Source organism: Mucilaginibacter sp. CSA2-8R (assembly GCF_038806765.1).
Classification (GTDB): Bacteria; Bacteroidota; Bacteroidia; order Sphingobacteriales; family Sphingobacteriaceae; genus Mucilaginibacter.
In genome coordinates, this window is sequence record NZ_CP152389.1 from 2220127 (window position 1) to 2235971 (window position 15845).

Sequence of the window (15845 nt, forward strand, 5' to 3'; positions counted from 1 at the left end):
AAAAGCAGATCATGAGAAAAAAAATAGTTGCCGGCAACTGGAAAATGAACCTGGATTATAACGAAGGCTTGTCCCTGTTTTCTGAAATTGTAAACATGGTGAAAGACGAGGTAACCGGGCAGCAGCAAGCCGTTGTTTGTTCGCCGTTTATTCATTTATACAGTCTGGCTCAACTGGCCAAAGGACATGATAAGGTAGCAGTTGGCGCCCAAAACATTAACGATCATGAGGCAGGCGCTTATACCGGCGAAACTTCTGCTAAAATGGTAAAGTCAACCGGTGCAGCTTACGTAATATTAGGCCACTCTGAGCGCCGCCAGTACTTTGGCGAAGATAATAAGCTGTTAGCAGTTAAAACCGATGTAGCACTGAAGAACGGTCTAAAACCAATTTTTTGTATTGGAGAAACGTTAGACGAGCGCGAAGCTGAGCAGCATTTTGACGTGATTAAAACGCAGTTGCAAGAAGGCGTTTTTCACCTTTCGACCGAAGAGTTTAGCCAGACAGTGTTAGCTTATGAGCCGGTTTGGGCTATTGGTACAGGCAAAACTGCAACTGCTGAGCAGGCGCAGGAAATCCATGCTTTCATCCGTGAGCAGGTTGCCAATAACTATACGCAAGAAGTGGCCGACAATACCACCATTTTATACGGGGGTAGTGCCAATCCTAAAAATGCGCCTGAGTTGTTTGCTCAACCGGATATTGACGGTGGTCTGATTGGCGGTGCGTCCCTCAAATCACGCGACTTTTTGGATATTGTTAAAGTGTTTAATTAATTTTATTGTGGCTGGTGGTCTGTTGCGTGTTGCCAGTGTTTACAGGTAACCGGCCACACTAAACTCGTAACAAAAATTATGAACTATTACGAATTGCTTTTTACCGTGATGAGTGCGGAAGATTATCATCAAGATTTGCTGATTGATGAATTGGCCGGTTTGGGCTTTGATACGTTTGAAGAAGCCGACTTTGGCTTTAAAGCATACATACCGTCCGAAAAATTTAACAAAGCCTTGGTAGATGAGCGATTAAGCGATTATAATGATATGTTCAGCTTCTCGTATGAGGTCAATCTGATTCCGCAAAAAAACTGGAACGAGGTATGGGAAAGTAATTTTAACCCCATACAAGTGGGCGATCAAATTTACGTGCGGGCCACCTTTCATGAGCCGAAGGCCGGTTTTCCGTACGAAATTGTAATTGATCCTAAAATGGCGTTTGGCACCGGGCACCATGATACTACCTGCCTGATGATGGCCAGTATGCTGGAAACTGATTTGCGAGGTAAAAATGTGCTCGACATGGGTTGTGGTACAGGCATATTGGCTATACTAGCATCCAAATTAGGCGCCGGTAAACTTACCGCTATTGATTACGATATTTTGTGCTATAAAAGTACTTTTGAAAATACGGAGCTTAACAAGGTTAATGGTGTTCAAATAATCTGTGGCTCTAAAGAAGCAATTCCTGATGAAGATTTTGATGTGATACTCGCTAATATCAATCGTAACATTTTGATAGACCAGATGCCGAAGTATGCCGAAGTGTTAAAATTTGAAGGAGAGATATTTTTTAGTGGTTTTTATGAAACGCCTGATCTGGCCATCATTAAAGAAGAAGCTGCCAAGCACAGCCTTAATTACATCAGTCACAAAGTGAGCAATCACTGGGTTGCTGCAAAATTTGTGAAGGCTTAACCAGTTTACTTTAACAGCCTAGTCTGTTACACCTATAGAAGCACTAATGGTTTAAACACCATTGGTGCTTTTTTTATAAATGCCGATTTGCTTATCAACTTATTAAGATTTTATAAGTTTATTTAGAATAATTAAAAATAAATTTCGGTTTTTAAGATTGATTTTTACTTTTGCCAAAGTTTATAATCAGTCTAAATAAATGAAATCACTTTTCCGCTCACTTTTAATTCCGTTCTTTATCCTTGCTGTATTTGCACAAACTTATGCACAAAGCAGGGGGACTATACAAGGCAAGGTTATTACGTCCGACCGTAAACCTGCCGAGAACGTTTCGGTGCGTTTGCAAGGTACCCGTTACGGCACCATCACCAACAATAATGGCGAGTACACTTTACGTGCGCCAGCAGGTTCGTATAATTTAGTAGTTTCTCAAGTGGGGGTACAAAGTACCGAATCGGCTGTTACCGTAACGTCCTCTAAAACTTTACGCTTACCTGCGCTCACTATCAATACGGGCAATGCCCAGCTTAAAGAAGTAAATGTAAACGGAGGAAGCACTCGTTTTACACCTAAAGTTAGTAATGATGCTGCCAAAATTCCGTTATCTCCGCTCGAGAACGCTCAGTCTTATACCACAATTACCAACGAGCTACTTAAAGAGCAGCAGGTATTTTCGGTAGATGATGCGTTAAGAAATTCGTCGGGTATACAAAAGCTATGGGATGCCACTGGCCGTGGAGGTGATGGCGGCTCATATTTTACCTTGCGCGGTTTTGTAGTACAAAGCAGCCTACGCAATGGTGTAGCAGGTTTGGTTACCAATACGGTTGAAGTAGTTAACACCGACAAGGTAGAAGTTATAAAAGGCCCGTCTGGTACTTTATATGGTAGTGCATTACCATCATTTGGTGGTTTGGTTAACCGGGTTACTAAAAAGCCTTATGAAGCTTTTGGCGGGGAGGTATCGCAAAGTGTTGGCGGTTATAACTATGGATTCGGTAAATTTAGTTTGAGCCGTACTGCAATTGACGTGAATACACCGGTTACCGCAAATGAAAATGTGCTATTCCGCTTAAACGCTGCTTATAATTTTAACAACAGTTTTCAAAACTATGGGCAGGCAAGTAATATTGCCCTGGCGCCAAGTTTATCTATCAAAGCAAGCGAAAAACTATCATTCTTGTTAGAGTCAGAGATGTTCTTTGGCCGTAGCTCATCTATGCGCCCCTTCTTTTTCTTTTATGACTCTCCAAAGGCATTGGGCATAAGCAAAGTAAGTGACCTAAATATCGACTATAATCAAGCTTACATAAACGAAGATATTACACAACGGTCACGTAGCGTTAACTATTTTGCGCAGGCAAACTATAAAATCTCTGATAAGATTACGTCACAAACCATTTTCAGCTCGTCAAATAGTTTTTCTAACGGTGCCAGTCCGTATTTTTATTTAGTAACTGATGCTACAGCTTTAGGTGCGTCTGCAGCAACGCCAGCAGGCCGTAATTATATATTACGTTATGACCAATCAACCCTGAATAGCAAAAACAACGTAATGCAGGTTCAGGAAAACATCAACGGTGATTTTAATATCGGTCAGTTACGTAACCGTTTTGTAGTAGGGTTAGATTATCAGCATGTTAACTCTAATCAAGTATTTTATGGTAATTTTTATGGGGTAGCGCCTATTAGTAGTTCGACTTTTGATTATGGCAGTGCCAACCGGGCAGTCCAGTATCAGCTGACACCAAAGCAGTTTAGCAATGCTGATGTCTATCCTTATATTTACAAAAGGAACACTTATAGTGCTTACATTTCTGATGTAATTAATATCACTGAGCAATTGCTCGCTTCGGCCGGTATTCGGGTCGATCATTTCCGCAACGGTAATAATTACCAATATGATGGTACACTATCAACCGGCTCAAAAGAGTATAGCCAAACTGCATTTTCGCCTAAGTTTGGCTTAGTTTACCAGCCAATTAAAGAGCAGTTTTCGCTGTTTGCCAATTACCAGAACGGTTTTACCAATCCAGGCTATTATACTAACGCTGCAGGGCAATCGGTAAGAGCCGAGATACAAAATGCTAACCAGTTAGAGGGTGGCGTTAAAATGGCGTTGTTTAACGGTAAGCTGAATGGTACGGTGAGTTACTATCGTATTAAATTAACTAATGTATTGCGTAACGCTATCGGCACTACCGCCCCTAATGCCAGTGTACAGGACGGAACCCAATTAAGTAAAGGATTTGAAGCTGATGTAGTAGCCAACCCCTTTGCGGGTTTAAATATAGTAGCCGGATTTTCATACAACGACTCAAAGTTTTCCAAAGCCAATGCCGATGTGCAGGGTCTGCGTCCTAACACCGCCGGCTCACCTTACCTGGCCAACTTTTACATCAGCTATCGCTTACCTAAAACGGCTATAAAAGGCTTGGGTGCGGGTTTGGGCGGAAATTATGCCAGCGAAAATAAAGTTATCAACAGCGTAAGCCAGGGTACTTTTTCGCTGCCATCATACACTGTACTAAACGCTAACTTATTTTACGATGTAGCTAAATATCGTATAAGCTTAAATGCCAATAACGTGGGCAATAAACATTATTATACTGGCTACACTACTATTAACCCGCAAAACCTGCGTCAGTTTGTGTTAAGTGCTGCCTATAAGTTTTAAAAATTACTGCGTATGAGTGCTTTTAAAAAAGCTTTACTCTTTACCCACCGCTGGCTCGGATTTGTATCCGGGCTGGTGGTAATTATAGTAAGTATAACCGGATGTTTATTTTGCTTTCAGGATGAGATACAGGATGCTCTACATGATTACCGGCATGTGGCTGTACAAAATGTTGCTATGCTTAAGCCGTCAGCATTACAGGTGCAGGCTTTAAGGCACCTGCCCAAAGGTACAGTGTCAGCCGTAGCCTACCTTGGAGCTAATCGTCCGGCGCAGATTGGTGTAACTGATAAAGAGGGTTACCATAGTGTTTTCTTAAATCCGTATACCGGTGCTTTTTTACATGAGGAGTTGATGCAAAGCAACTTTTTTATTATTGTAGAATACATACATTTATACCTGCTGATGCCACCTAATATTGGCCGTGTAGTGGTGGGTGTATCCGTTCTCATATTTGTGATGCTAATGGTTACAGGCATTATATTGTGGTGGCCTAAGCGCAAAACAGACCGCAAGCGTAGTTTCACTATTAAGTGGAACGGCCGATGGCGCCGAGTAAACTATGATTTGCATAATGTGCTGGGTTTTTACGCTACTGGCATTGCGCTGGTTTTGGCAATCACCGGTTTATCCATGAGTTTTAAATGGGTGGAGCAAGGTATATATAAGGCAGGCAATCTCGGCAAGCACTATGCCCGCGAAGCGCAAATGGAAAGCTTAAAATCAGATTCGCTGCACAGAGGAACTAAACTTGCCCAGCCCTTTTACGACTACATTTATAATGTGACAGCAAAAAGCTCGCCTGGCGCCAATATGTACCTTATTTATGAAGAGGCGGGAGCTGCAGGTACGGTTCGTGGTATTGCTTACGCTAAATCATTGCATTATACCACTAACGATTTTTACGTGTTTGATAAACATACCGGTAAGTTGATCTATCATTTATTAGATAACGAGAAAAGTGTAGGCTTAAAGCTGAATAATGCTAATTATGATATACATGTTGGGCAGATTGCCGGCTTGCCAGGTAAGATTATTGCTTTTTTAGCAAGCCTTATTTGTGCAAGTTTACCTATCACGGGTTTCATTATCTGGTATGGCAAGCGTAACAAGAAAAAGCCTGTTAAGCGCCGTAAGCGTGCATTTGTTACCCAATATTCAAACGGGTGAAGTTTATGTACTTGTAGACGCGACGTTGGTCTACCATTTAAAAAGCTGTAGCCGGGCGGCTCTACAAAAACAAAAGCGGTTGTTGAAACTAATTTAACAACCGCTTTTGTTTTTGTAATATATTGTTCGGAGTTATAATCAGGCATGTTCTATAGCGTGCTTCAGCGCTGCGTTATGCTTGTATTTAAATACAAATGGGAATATAATGGCAATAACTAAGGTGTATGCGGCAAAAGTTAACCAGATGCCATGCCAGTCTTTAGTTTGGTTAGGCAGCGTAAAATACTTATCAATTAAAAGGCCGCTTGCAAAGCTGCCGAATAAAGCCCCGAACCCATTAACCATCATCATAAATAAACCTTGCGCGCTGCCACGTATTTCAGGTGTGGTTTGTGTTTCTACAAACAGCGACCCCGAGATATTAAAAAAGTCGAACGCCATGCCATAAACAATACAAGACAGGACAATCATCCACAAGCCGCCTGCCGGGTCGCCAAAGGCAAACAAGCCAAAGCGCAGCACCCAGGCAAGCATACTAAATAACATAACGTATTTAATACCAAATTTTCTTAAAAAAAACGGAATGGCCAGGATAAAAAGCGTTTCCGAAATCTGAGATATAGACATGATGATAGCCGGGTATTTCACGGCGATGGTGTCCTGGTAAGCAGCTACGCTTTTAAAATCATGGATGTAAGTATCACCATAAGCATTGGTTAGCTGCAAGGCGGCGCCAAGCAGCATCGAAAACATAAAAAAGATGGCAAACTTGGGCGATTTAAACAATGCAAAAGCGTTTAATCCTAACGAGTTAACAAAAGATTTGCTGGCTACTTTGCTCAACAACGGCGGACATTTAGGTAAGGTAAATGAATATATTCCTAACCCTAAAGCAACGGCCGAAGCAATGTAAAACTGGTTTGCCGATGTTTCGTTATGTGTTAAGCTAACAGTCCATAAAGCAGCAATAAAACCGATGGTTCCCCAAATGCGGATAGGAGGGTAGTCTTTTACTACGTCATAACCTTTGCCTCTTAATGCAGAATATGCTACCGTGATAGATAGCGAAAGGGTTGGCATATAGCAAATCATGTTTAACAGCATCACCCAGAAAAAGGTGGTTGGGTTAGTAATTTGAGGTAGCGTAAACAGCACAGCCGCACCTAAAATATGCATAACGCCGTACAGCTTTTCGGCATTAATGAATCGGTCTGACATTATACCGGTTAGCGCTGGCATAAAAATGGCCGATATACCCATGGTTGAAAATATAGCGCCAAACTGCGCCCCCGACCATTGCTTGTTTTGAAACCAGTATACCCCAATAGTGATGAGCCATGAACCCCAAATAAAAAACTGCAGGAAATTCATCAGTATTAAGCGAAACTTAATATTCATATAATGCCAGGTTTAAACGATAGTGATTTAGTAAAATAAAAACGGAAAGTAGCGAAATATTACGAAAGCTGAAAGCGTAGACATAGCCGTCAGTACCACATCGCCATAATTTTACACGGCGCATTAAATACTCAACGTAAAGTATCTTGAAATTAAGCAGGAAGAAAAATGTAAATAAGCCATTCAGCATCCATCAGGAAGCTTTGCGTTTATTCAGCTCGTCGCGTATTTTGGCTGCTTTTTCATAAGCTTCTTCGGCCAGGGCGCTCTGCAGTTTAGTTTTCAATTCGTCAATGCTCAAAGATGTATAACTTACTGTGCTCGACTGGTTTGGTTTTTCTTCGGCTGCTTCGCTTAAGTTTTCGAGGTATACAAAGTCATTACCTTCTATTACAATACCCGCGGTAGACAGGATAAATTCGTGAGTAAAGATCGGACAATCAAAACGTACGGCCATAGCAATGGCGTCTGACGTACGAGCATCAATTTCAGCAGTTTTTTTTCCGTCGCTGCAAATGAGTTTGGCATAAAAAATACCGTCAACCAGGTTATATATAATAACTTCTTGTACGTTAATGTGGTAAGCTTGCGCAAAGCTTTTAAATAAGTCGTGAGTAAGCGGGCGGCTTGGGGTCATCTTTTCAATTTCGATGGCAATTGCCTGCGCCTCAAAACTACCAATGATGATAGGCAACCGGCGACGTCCGTTTACCTCGCCCAATACTAATGCGTACGCTCCTGATTGTGTTTGACTATAAGACAAACCAACAATGTCGAGCTTAATTTTTTTCATATTATTACCCATCACAACTAAAGCCTTTATAATTGCCTTACAGCATTATTTGTGCCGCAACTGGCTTGTTTAAATTTAAAAAGTAAATCAATAACGCCATTGTTTTGGGTTTGTTGACAATTACCGGTTATTTAACGGTGTATTGGCAAATGTATAAGGCCCAAATACGAGGTTGAAGTAATAGCCGCCAAAATCTTACCTTTGTGCTGTGGGCAAGCTATTATTGCTTTACAACCATAGCTTTGCTTCGGCGCAAAAATAACCAAAATATACACAGTTTACAATGCAGGCAGACCGCTTACAAAAATTACTCGATTTTTTAAAAGACGAGCCCAACGATGAGTTTTTACAATACGCACTGGCCACAGAATATTTACGGTTAAACGATACTGAAAAGGCGTTGCAGTATTATGAAAAGCTGGTTGCCGAGCATCCCAATTATTCCGGTACCTATTATCATTTGGGCAAGTTATACGAAACTTTAGGCCGTAAAGAAGAGGCTTTAGCTACTTACCAGCAAGGCATTCAGATAACTAGGCAAAAACGCGATAATCATGCGCTGTCTGAGCTGCAGTCGGCCTATAACCAGGCTGTTGGTTTATATGACGACGACGATGATTATTAATTTTCTGTGGTATTGAAGGCAGAGAAAGGCGTCAGTTTTGTTATTTATTTAATAACCTACAAAAGCATTGAATAAGCGCGGCCCGTTATTTTTACGTGATGTATTGGTTTATACCTTTACCACTTTTGGTGGGCCACAGGCACACGTAGCTATTTTGCTGCGCGATTTTGTAGAAAAGCGTAATTACATAACTGAGGGTGAATTGATGGAGCTTAATGCTCTGTCGCAAGTGCTGCCAGGGCCTTCATCCACACAAACGCTGGTGGGTATAGCCTGGAAAGTAGGTGGCCTGCAACTGGCTATACTCACCTTTTTAGTCTGGATTTTTCCATCAGCGGCTATTATGTGTATGGCAGCTATTGGCTATAAGAGCCTGGCATCCACCGGCAGGGTAGAGGAGGTGCTACGTTTTATCCGGCCGGCTGCTGTAGGTATTGTAGCTTACGCTGCAGTAGTATTTGCGCAACGTATTTTAAAAACTAAAACCAGTGTTTACCTGGCCACAGGATCATTGGTTGCTACCCTGATTCTGCAAAATCCCTACGCTTTTCCTATACTTATCCTATTAGGAGGAATTATTTCGTCTGCGCTCGAAACCCAACCCAGTGAGGATGTTTTACGGGCTAAGTTATACGCCAATGTAAACCCCAGAAAAGTAAGTTATTTTATTGGTATACTTTTATTTTTTGCAGCTTTAGGTGCTATCATTAACCGTACGTCACCTTTTAGTTTACCTATACGCCTGTTTGAGAACTTTTACCGAAACGGCATCCTTATTTTTGGCGGTGGCCAGGTATTGGTACCTTTAATGTACACCGAGTTTGTTAAATTAAAGCATTACCTCAGTAATGCCGAATTTTTGTCGGGCTATGCGCTGCAACAGGCGCTACCCGGACCCACCTTTTCGTTTACCTCATTTTTAGGGGCAATTACTTTGGGCAATAAAGGGTTTGGGCTATCGGGGCAAATAGCCGGTGGGATAGTGGCTGTGTTAGGCATCAACCTACCCGGACTAATTTTGATTTTGTTTATTGTTCCTTTTTGGGAAGACTTAAAGAAAATTACCCGCATTAAAAATTCACTGAGTGGCATTAACGCAGTGGCGGTAGGATTTATGGCTACCGCCCTCATTTTGCTTACGGCTCCCTTTGGCACCAACTGGATGGCTTACCTTATTATGGCCGGGGCTTTTTGCCTGCTATACTTTACTAAAGTAAAAACGCCCATCGTTATTTTGCTGGGCGTTGTATTAGGTCTGATATTTTGATGCTTTAGAATGGTGGCTCGTCATCGATGTCGTCCATACGCGACGGGCGGATGATGATATTGCCTGGGTTACTGTCGAAACCCTGGGATGGGTTGAGGCCGGCAAAAGCACTGCCTGATGCTGGTGGCATGTAGCTATCCATACTGGTTTCCAAGTCGGTAAACTTAACGTATTTGCCCACAAACTTCAATCGTACGGTACCGGTTTCGCCGTTACGGTGCTTGGCTATAATAATCTCGCCTACACCTTTGGTTGGGTTGTTATCTTCGTCAAATTCTAATCCGTAATACTCAGGGCGATATAGGAACAATACCATGTCGGCATCTTGCTCAATAGAGCCTGACTCACGTAAGTCGGACAGCATTGGGCGTTTAGAACCACCCGGGCGACTCTCTACCGCACGGCTTAACTGCGATAACGCAATCACAGGTACCTGAAGCTCTTTAGCCACCATTTTGAGGGCGCGGGATATACTACCAATTTCTTGCTCGCGGTTACCGCCGCCTTTGCCATCCGTTTTACCGCTCATCAACTGTAGGTAGTCGATGATAATCAACTGGATATCGTGCTGTGATTTTAAACGGCGGCATTTAGCCCTGAATTCAAAAATATTAAGACCGGGAGTATCATCTATGATCAACGGGGCTGCTTCTAGGCGGCCGATTTTGGAGTGGATTTGCTGCCATTCCCATTCTTCCATTTTTCCCTTACGAATCTTTTCCTGCTCAATTTCGGCTTCGCCGGATATTAAACGGTTAACTAACTGTACCGAAGACATCTCTAACGAAAACACAACCACGGGTTTGTTAAAATCAACAGCGGCGTTACGGGCACAACTCAAAACGAAAGCAGTTTTACCCATTGCAGGGCGTGCTGCAATAATCACCAAATCTGAACGCTGCCAGCCTGATGTAATGCGGTCCAGATCGGTAAAACCGGTACCAACACCTGTTAGTCCGTCAGTCTTGTTTTTAAGTTCCTCAATTTCCTTCAGGGTTTCCTGCATCAGGTCATCCATCTTTCGCGAGTCGCGCCGAAGGTTATTTTGGGCGATATCAAACAGGTTTTTTTCGGCGCGGTCTAACAGTTCCAGGATGTCGGTAGTGTCCTCATACGCTATATTGATAATATCTGTCGAGATACGGATTAATTCGCGCTGAATGTATTTTTGGATGATAATACGCGCGTGGTACTCAATGTTAGCTGCGGAGGCTACCCGGTTGGTTAATTCAGTGATGTAAAAAGCACCGCCTATCATTTCCAGTTCGCCCTGCATACGCAGTTGTGCCGTTACTGTTAAAATATCAACCGGTGATGTTTTTTCGAACAGTGTACGGATGGCGTTAAAAATCTTCTGGTGACTTTCAACATAAAAAACTTCTGGTTTAAGTACGTCAATTACTGATGACAATGCATCCTTTTCGAGCATCAATGCACCTAATACAGCCTCCTCCAAATCACGCGCCTGCGGAGGTAACTTGCCGGATATAAGGTTTGGCGAAGTATAACTTTTGGCACGCTTGTCGGTATTGGTACGGTTGCTGTTCTCGAAAATCATGGTCTATCACTAAATCGTAGGCAACAAAAATATACAAAACGGAGTGGCTTTTGCCAAACCAAAATGATAAAATTCTCAACCGCAGGTGTTGAAAAGTATTTGATGTCTTAGTGTAAGGTAATTTCAAAACAAATGCGTATGTAAAAGTAGCGGCGTAGTTTACCAGGTTAATCCATTAAAAATGCCTGCCAATAATTGTTTACTTTTGCAGCCTTAATTGTATTTACATGACGGGTAACCATTCGGCTAAGCGAAGCAGCAATCAGATTATTTTTGGCATTAGGGCTATTATTGAAGCTATTACATCAGGCAAAGACATCGAGTCGTTATATATTCAGCGTGGCCTGGCCGGTGGTTTAATGCAGGAATTGAAAAGTGTTACTAATGAGTACCAGATTGTTCCGCAGTATGTGCCTATAGAAAAGCTGCATCGCATGACGCCCAAAAATCACCAGGGTGCTGTAGCAGTGGTATCGCCCATTACCTATCAAAAAATAGAAAATATTATCCCCGAAATTTATGAGAAGGGGGAAACGCCTTTGGTGCTGGTATTAGACAGTATTACCGATGTGCGTAATATGGGTGCCCTGGCCCGCACCGCGGAGTGTGCCGGTGTGCATGCCATTGTAATACCTGCTAAAGGCTCGGCACAAATTAATGCAGACGCAGTGAAAACTTCGGCTGGGGCACTTTATAAGATTCCGGTATGTCGCCACGACAACTTTGTGCAAACAGTAAAGTTTTTACAGGAGTCGGGTTTGCAGGTGGTTTGCTGTACCGAAAAAACCAACGATTACATTTATAAGCCTGACTACAAACTGCCCACAGCTATTGTGATGGGCTCTGAAGAAGATGGCATCCGTAATGAACTGATCCGTTCGGCGGATTACCTGGCCAAAATACCTATGTATGGTGAAATCGAATCGCTCAACGTCTCAGTATCAGCAGGTATTATCTTATACGAGGCGGTAAGGCAGAGAAGCCAGTGAGTGAATTAGAGAATGAGTGATTGAGTGAATTGATCAAAATGATGATAGTTAATTCACTCAATCACTACTTGGCTTAAATATATTTCGTGCCGAATTTTTGTTTAACGTCGGCCACGACTTGTTTAACGTTCTGCTCTTGGTCGCGCGGGCAAATAAGCAGCGTGTTGTTAGATTCAACTACAATATAATCATGCAGGCCTTGTAGTACTACCAGTTTATCGGCGGGTACATTTACCATACAGTTTGAAGAATCGTACATAATCACTTTCTCTGCAGGGATCACAGCATTACCTACGTAATCTTTGTCTGCCAGCTGGTAAATTGAAGCCCAGGTACCCAGGTCAGACCAGCCAAACTCCGACGGTAATACGTAAACATTATCCGCTTTTTCCATAATACCATAATCAATAGAAATATTGGTACAACGCTGGTAAGCAGTATGTACGTGGCCTTTTTCGTGCTCGCTGTTGTATACACTGCGGGCATCGGCAAAAATCTCGTGCATATCAGGCAGGTGCTTATCAAACGCGCCTACAATGGCTTTTGCTGACCATACAAAGATGCCTGCGTTCCATAAAAAGTCACCGCTTTGGATGAACGTTTTGGCAATATCCAGTGTTGGCTTTTCGGTAAAGGTTTTTACTTTATGAAATTTACTGTCAATTACCTCGTCATTGTATTGTATGTAGCCGTAACCGGTATCAGGACGAGATGGCATGATACCCAATGTAACCAAACATTCATGTGATGCCGCAGTCTGCATAGAATCTTCAATAGCAGTAACAAAGGCGGCTTCGTTTAAAATCAAGTGATCTGAAGGGGCAACAACAATAACGGCGTCAGGGTTCATGCTTTCAATTTTGTAGCAGCCGTAAGCTACACAAGGGGCAGTATTGCGCATTACCGGTTCGGTAAGTATCTGTCCGTCGGTAAGCGCAGGTATTTGTGTTTTTACCAGATCAGTGTAAATTTCGTTGGTAACAACATATATATTTTCCTGAGGGCAAATTTTTAAAAAACGCTCGTATGTATTTTGAATAAGAGTTTTTCCGGTGCCTAAAATATCGATAAACTGTTTTGGGTGTGAGGTTCGGCTGATAGGCCAGAAACGGCTGCCTATACCGCCGGCCATAATAATGGCGTAATAGTTTTTGTTCATGTTATTACAGTAAGGAGTGCAGGTGTAACACTGCGGTCAAATTTGTAAAAAAAATATCGGGTTTTATAATATTAAAAGACGATATTTAGTTATATAAAGCAGTGTTAATATATAACTGAAAAATTTCGAACGTAACAACTAAAAATCATATTAGTTTAATATTTTGTTTACAAAACCTGCGCTACGTAATTTTTTTTGTTATTTTGAGCTATAAAAGCAACATTTCATAATTTCTAAAACAACGATGATTGAAATAAAAAAATCGCTTTTTGACAACCTTCAGAATTTCTTTGGTTTTGACAATTTTAAGGGTGAGCAAGAAGCGATTATCACCAATATAATGGCCGGTAATGACACTTTTGTTATTATGCCCACCGGCGGCGGTAAATCCATGTGTTATCAGCTTCCGGCCTTAATGACGGAAGGTACGGCAATCGTAATATCTCCATTGATTGCCTTAATGAAAAATCAGGTTGATCAGCTCCGGGCTTTCTGTAATTCAGACAGTGTAGCCCACTTTTTAAACTCATCTTTAACTAAGTCCGAAACTGCTAAAGTAAAAGAAGACGTGCTGGCAGGCCGCACCAAGTTGCTTTATGTGGCACCCGAGTCGTTAACCAAGCAGGATAACATTGACTTTTTACGTTTAAATAAACTATCGTTTGTTGCCGTTGATGAGGCACACTGTATTTCCGAATGGGGACATGATTTTCGTCCGGAATACCGCAAAATACGCCAGGTTATTTCAAATCTGGGCGATAATATTCCAATCATTGCCCTTACAGCTACAGCTACTCCTAAGGTACAGCACGATATACAGAAGAACCTGCAAATGAACAACGCAACGGTGTACAAATCATCGTTCAACCGTTCTAATTTGTATTATGAGGTTAGGGCTAAGCGCAACGTCCTTAAAGAGATTATCAAATTTATTAAGCAGCATCAAGGTAAATCAGGCATTGTCTATTGTTTGAGCCGTAAAAAGGTCGAAGAGGTGGCCGAAGCGTTAACACTTAACGGCATTAAGGCTTTGCCTTATCATGCTGGTTTAGATGCAAAAGTGCGCGCCGAAACGCAGGATAAATTCTTAATGGAAGATGCCGACGTAATTGTGGCAACTATTGCTTTTGGTATGGGTATTGATAAACCCGACGTGCGTTTTGTTATACACCATGATGTGCCTAAAAGCATGGAGGGCTATTACCAGGAAACCGGCCGTGCAGGTCGTGACGGCGGTGAGGGCATTTGCGTGGCGTTTTATTCGGAAAAAGACGTTGATAAGCTGCAAAAGTTTATGAAAGATAAACCTGTTTCTGAACGAGAAATAGGTACCCAGATTTTAAAAGAAGTTATTGATTATGCTGAGTCGGCTGTTTGTCGCCGCAAGCAGATATTGCATTACTTTGGCGAAGACTTTGAAGCTTCGAACTGTAATTGCATGTGCGATAACTGTAGTTCAGATCGTCAATTTTTTGACGGTGAGGCACAGTTGCATCAGGTATTAAGCCTGATTAAACAATTAGGTGATAAATTTGACGATCATCACATCACCAGTGTGTTGATGGGGCAGGACAATCCGCATGTGCACCACTATGAGCACCATTTGCTGGATGTGTTTGGCGCCGGTAAAGATGAAGGTGCAAATTTGTGGCATTCACTGCTGCGCCAGGCCATGTTAGATAACTTTTTATCGAAGGATATCGATAACTACGGGTTACTGAAGCTTACTGAGAAAGGTCAGGACTTTATTGATAACCCTTACAGTATCCGTTTTGCGTTGAATAAGCCGATGGAAGCGGGCGAAGACGATGATTCGGATGAAGGCCCTAAACAGGGTGGTACTGCTTTAGATGCGCAATTGCTGCAAATGTTGAAAGACCTGCGAAAAAAGATTGCCAAACAAAAAAGTCTGCCTCCGTTTGTCATCTTTCAGGATCCGTCTTTAGAAGAAATGTGTACGCATTATCCGGTATCAACCGATGAGCTGAAACAAATTTCGGGGGTGGGTGCAGGTAAAGCAGCTAAGTTTGGAGCACCTTTTATTGAGCTCATTAAAAAGTATGTAGAGGATAACGATATCGACCGTCCGGTAGATATGGTGATTAAAAGTGCCGCTAACAAATCAGCGTTAAAGGTATACATCATCCAAAATATCGATCGCCATTTAGATCTTGAAGATATTGCTGCCTCAAAAGGATTAAGTTACGAAGAGATATTGCGTGAAGTGGAGTCAATTGTAAACTCGGGTACCAAGCTTAACCTTAATTACTATATTGACGAGGTGATTGATGAGGACAAGCAAGATGAAGTATACGATTATTTCCGTTCGGCCGAGATTGACTCCATAGATGATGCTCTGGTTGATTTGGGCATAAACGATTATACCCGCGAAGAGATTCAGCTGATGCGGATTAAGTTTATGTCGGAGTTAGGAAACTAAAAATTTTCAGGATAAATTTATCCATATAAAGGAGCCTCGAAAAGGCTCCTTTTTTTGTAAATTATCGGCGGTTTG

Annotated in this window: 12 protein-coding genes; 8 read left to right on the forward strand and 4 right to left on the reverse strand. The window is 42.0% G+C overall.

The window, feature by feature from the left end; all coding sequences use genetic code 11:
- The first annotated feature begins 11 nt into the window (after positions 1-11).
- The 4 genes from tpiA to AAGR14_RS09360 all read left to right on the forward strand — a co-directional run bounded on the left by tpiA (position 12) and on the right by AAGR14_RS09360 (position 5541).
- Entirely contained in the window at positions 12-776 is a 765-nt protein-coding gene (gene tpiA / locus AAGR14_RS09345; protein ID WP_342648322.1) for a triose-phosphate isomerase, read from the forward strand.
- Between the two features lie 78 nt (positions 777-854).
- On the forward strand, positions 855-1694 hold the full coding sequence (gene prmA, locus AAGR14_RS09350) for a 50S ribosomal protein L11 methyltransferase (protein ID WP_342648323.1): 840 nt from the start codon (positions 855-857) through the stop codon (positions 1692-1694).
- Between the two features lie 199 nt (positions 1695-1893).
- Positions 1894-4371: a TonB-dependent receptor gene (locus tag AAGR14_RS09355; RefSeq protein WP_342648324.1), complete on the forward strand. Its 2478-nt coding sequence runs from the start codon at positions 1894-1896 to the stop codon at positions 4369-4371.
- 12 nt (positions 4372-4383) lie between these two features.
- On the forward strand, positions 4384-5541 hold the full coding sequence (locus AAGR14_RS09360) for a PepSY-associated TM helix domain-containing protein (protein WP_342648325.1): 1158 nt from the start codon (positions 4384-4386) through the stop codon (positions 5539-5541).
- A gap of 138 nt (positions 5542-5679) precedes the next feature.
- Here AAGR14_RS09360 and AAGR14_RS09365 read toward each other — a convergent pair whose 3' ends face one another.
- The gene (locus AAGR14_RS09365) at positions 5680-6939 is read right to left on the reverse strand and encodes a nucleoside permease (protein WP_342648326.1); all 1260 of its coding nucleotides are present in this window, start codon (positions 6937-6939) and stop codon (positions 5680-5682) included.
- 193 nt (positions 6940-7132) lie between these two features.
- The gene (locus AAGR14_RS09370) at positions 7133-7732 is read right to left on the reverse strand and encodes a bifunctional nuclease family protein (protein ID WP_342648327.1); all 600 of its coding nucleotides are present in this window, start codon (positions 7730-7732) and stop codon (positions 7133-7135) included.
- Positions 7733-8015: 283 nt separating this feature from the next.
- On the opposite strand from AAGR14_RS09370, the gene AAGR14_RS09375 reads away from it, so the two are divergent.
- Together AAGR14_RS09375 and chrA are read left to right on the forward strand one after the other, a co-directional pair.
- On the forward strand, positions 8016-8357 hold the full coding sequence (locus AAGR14_RS09375) for a tetratricopeptide repeat protein (RefSeq protein ID WP_342648328.1): 342 nt from the start codon (positions 8016-8018) through the stop codon (positions 8355-8357).
- A 67-nt stretch (positions 8358-8424) separates the two neighbouring features.
- Positions 8425-9624 carry a chromate efflux transporter gene (gene chrA / locus AAGR14_RS09380; RefSeq protein WP_342648329.1) on the forward strand — a complete coding sequence of 400 codons (1200 nt, stop codon included), beginning with the start codon at positions 8425-8427 and terminating at the stop codon, positions 9622-9624.
- A 4-nt stretch (positions 9625-9628) separates the two neighbouring features.
- Here chrA and dnaB read toward each other — a convergent pair whose 3' ends face one another.
- Positions 9629-11182: a replicative DNA helicase gene (gene dnaB / locus AAGR14_RS09385; RefSeq protein WP_342648330.1), complete on the reverse strand. Its 1554-nt coding sequence runs from the start codon at positions 11180-11182 to the stop codon at positions 9629-9631.
- Positions 11183-11409: 227 nt separating this feature from the next.
- Here dnaB and rlmB point away from each other — a divergent pair, with 227 nt between their 5' ends.
- Positions 11410-12171: a 23S rRNA (guanosine(2251)-2'-O)-methyltransferase RlmB gene (rlmB, locus tag AAGR14_RS09390; RefSeq protein ID WP_342648331.1), complete on the forward strand. Its 762-nt coding sequence runs from the start codon at positions 11410-11412 to the stop codon at positions 12169-12171.
- Between the two features lie 73 nt (positions 12172-12244).
- Here rlmB and AAGR14_RS09395 read toward each other — a convergent pair whose 3' ends face one another.
- Entirely contained in the window at positions 12245-13330 is a 1086-nt protein-coding gene (locus AAGR14_RS09395) for a mannose-1-phosphate guanylyltransferase (protein WP_342648332.1), read from the reverse strand.
- A 247-nt stretch (positions 13331-13577) separates the two neighbouring features.
- Here AAGR14_RS09395 and recQ point away from each other — a divergent pair, with 247 nt between their 5' ends.
- The gene (recQ, locus tag AAGR14_RS09400) at positions 13578-15770 is read left to right on the forward strand and encodes a DNA helicase RecQ (RefSeq protein WP_342648692.1); all 2193 of its coding nucleotides are present in this window, start codon (positions 13578-13580) and stop codon (positions 15768-15770) included.
- Positions 15771-15845: the final 75 nt, after the last annotated feature.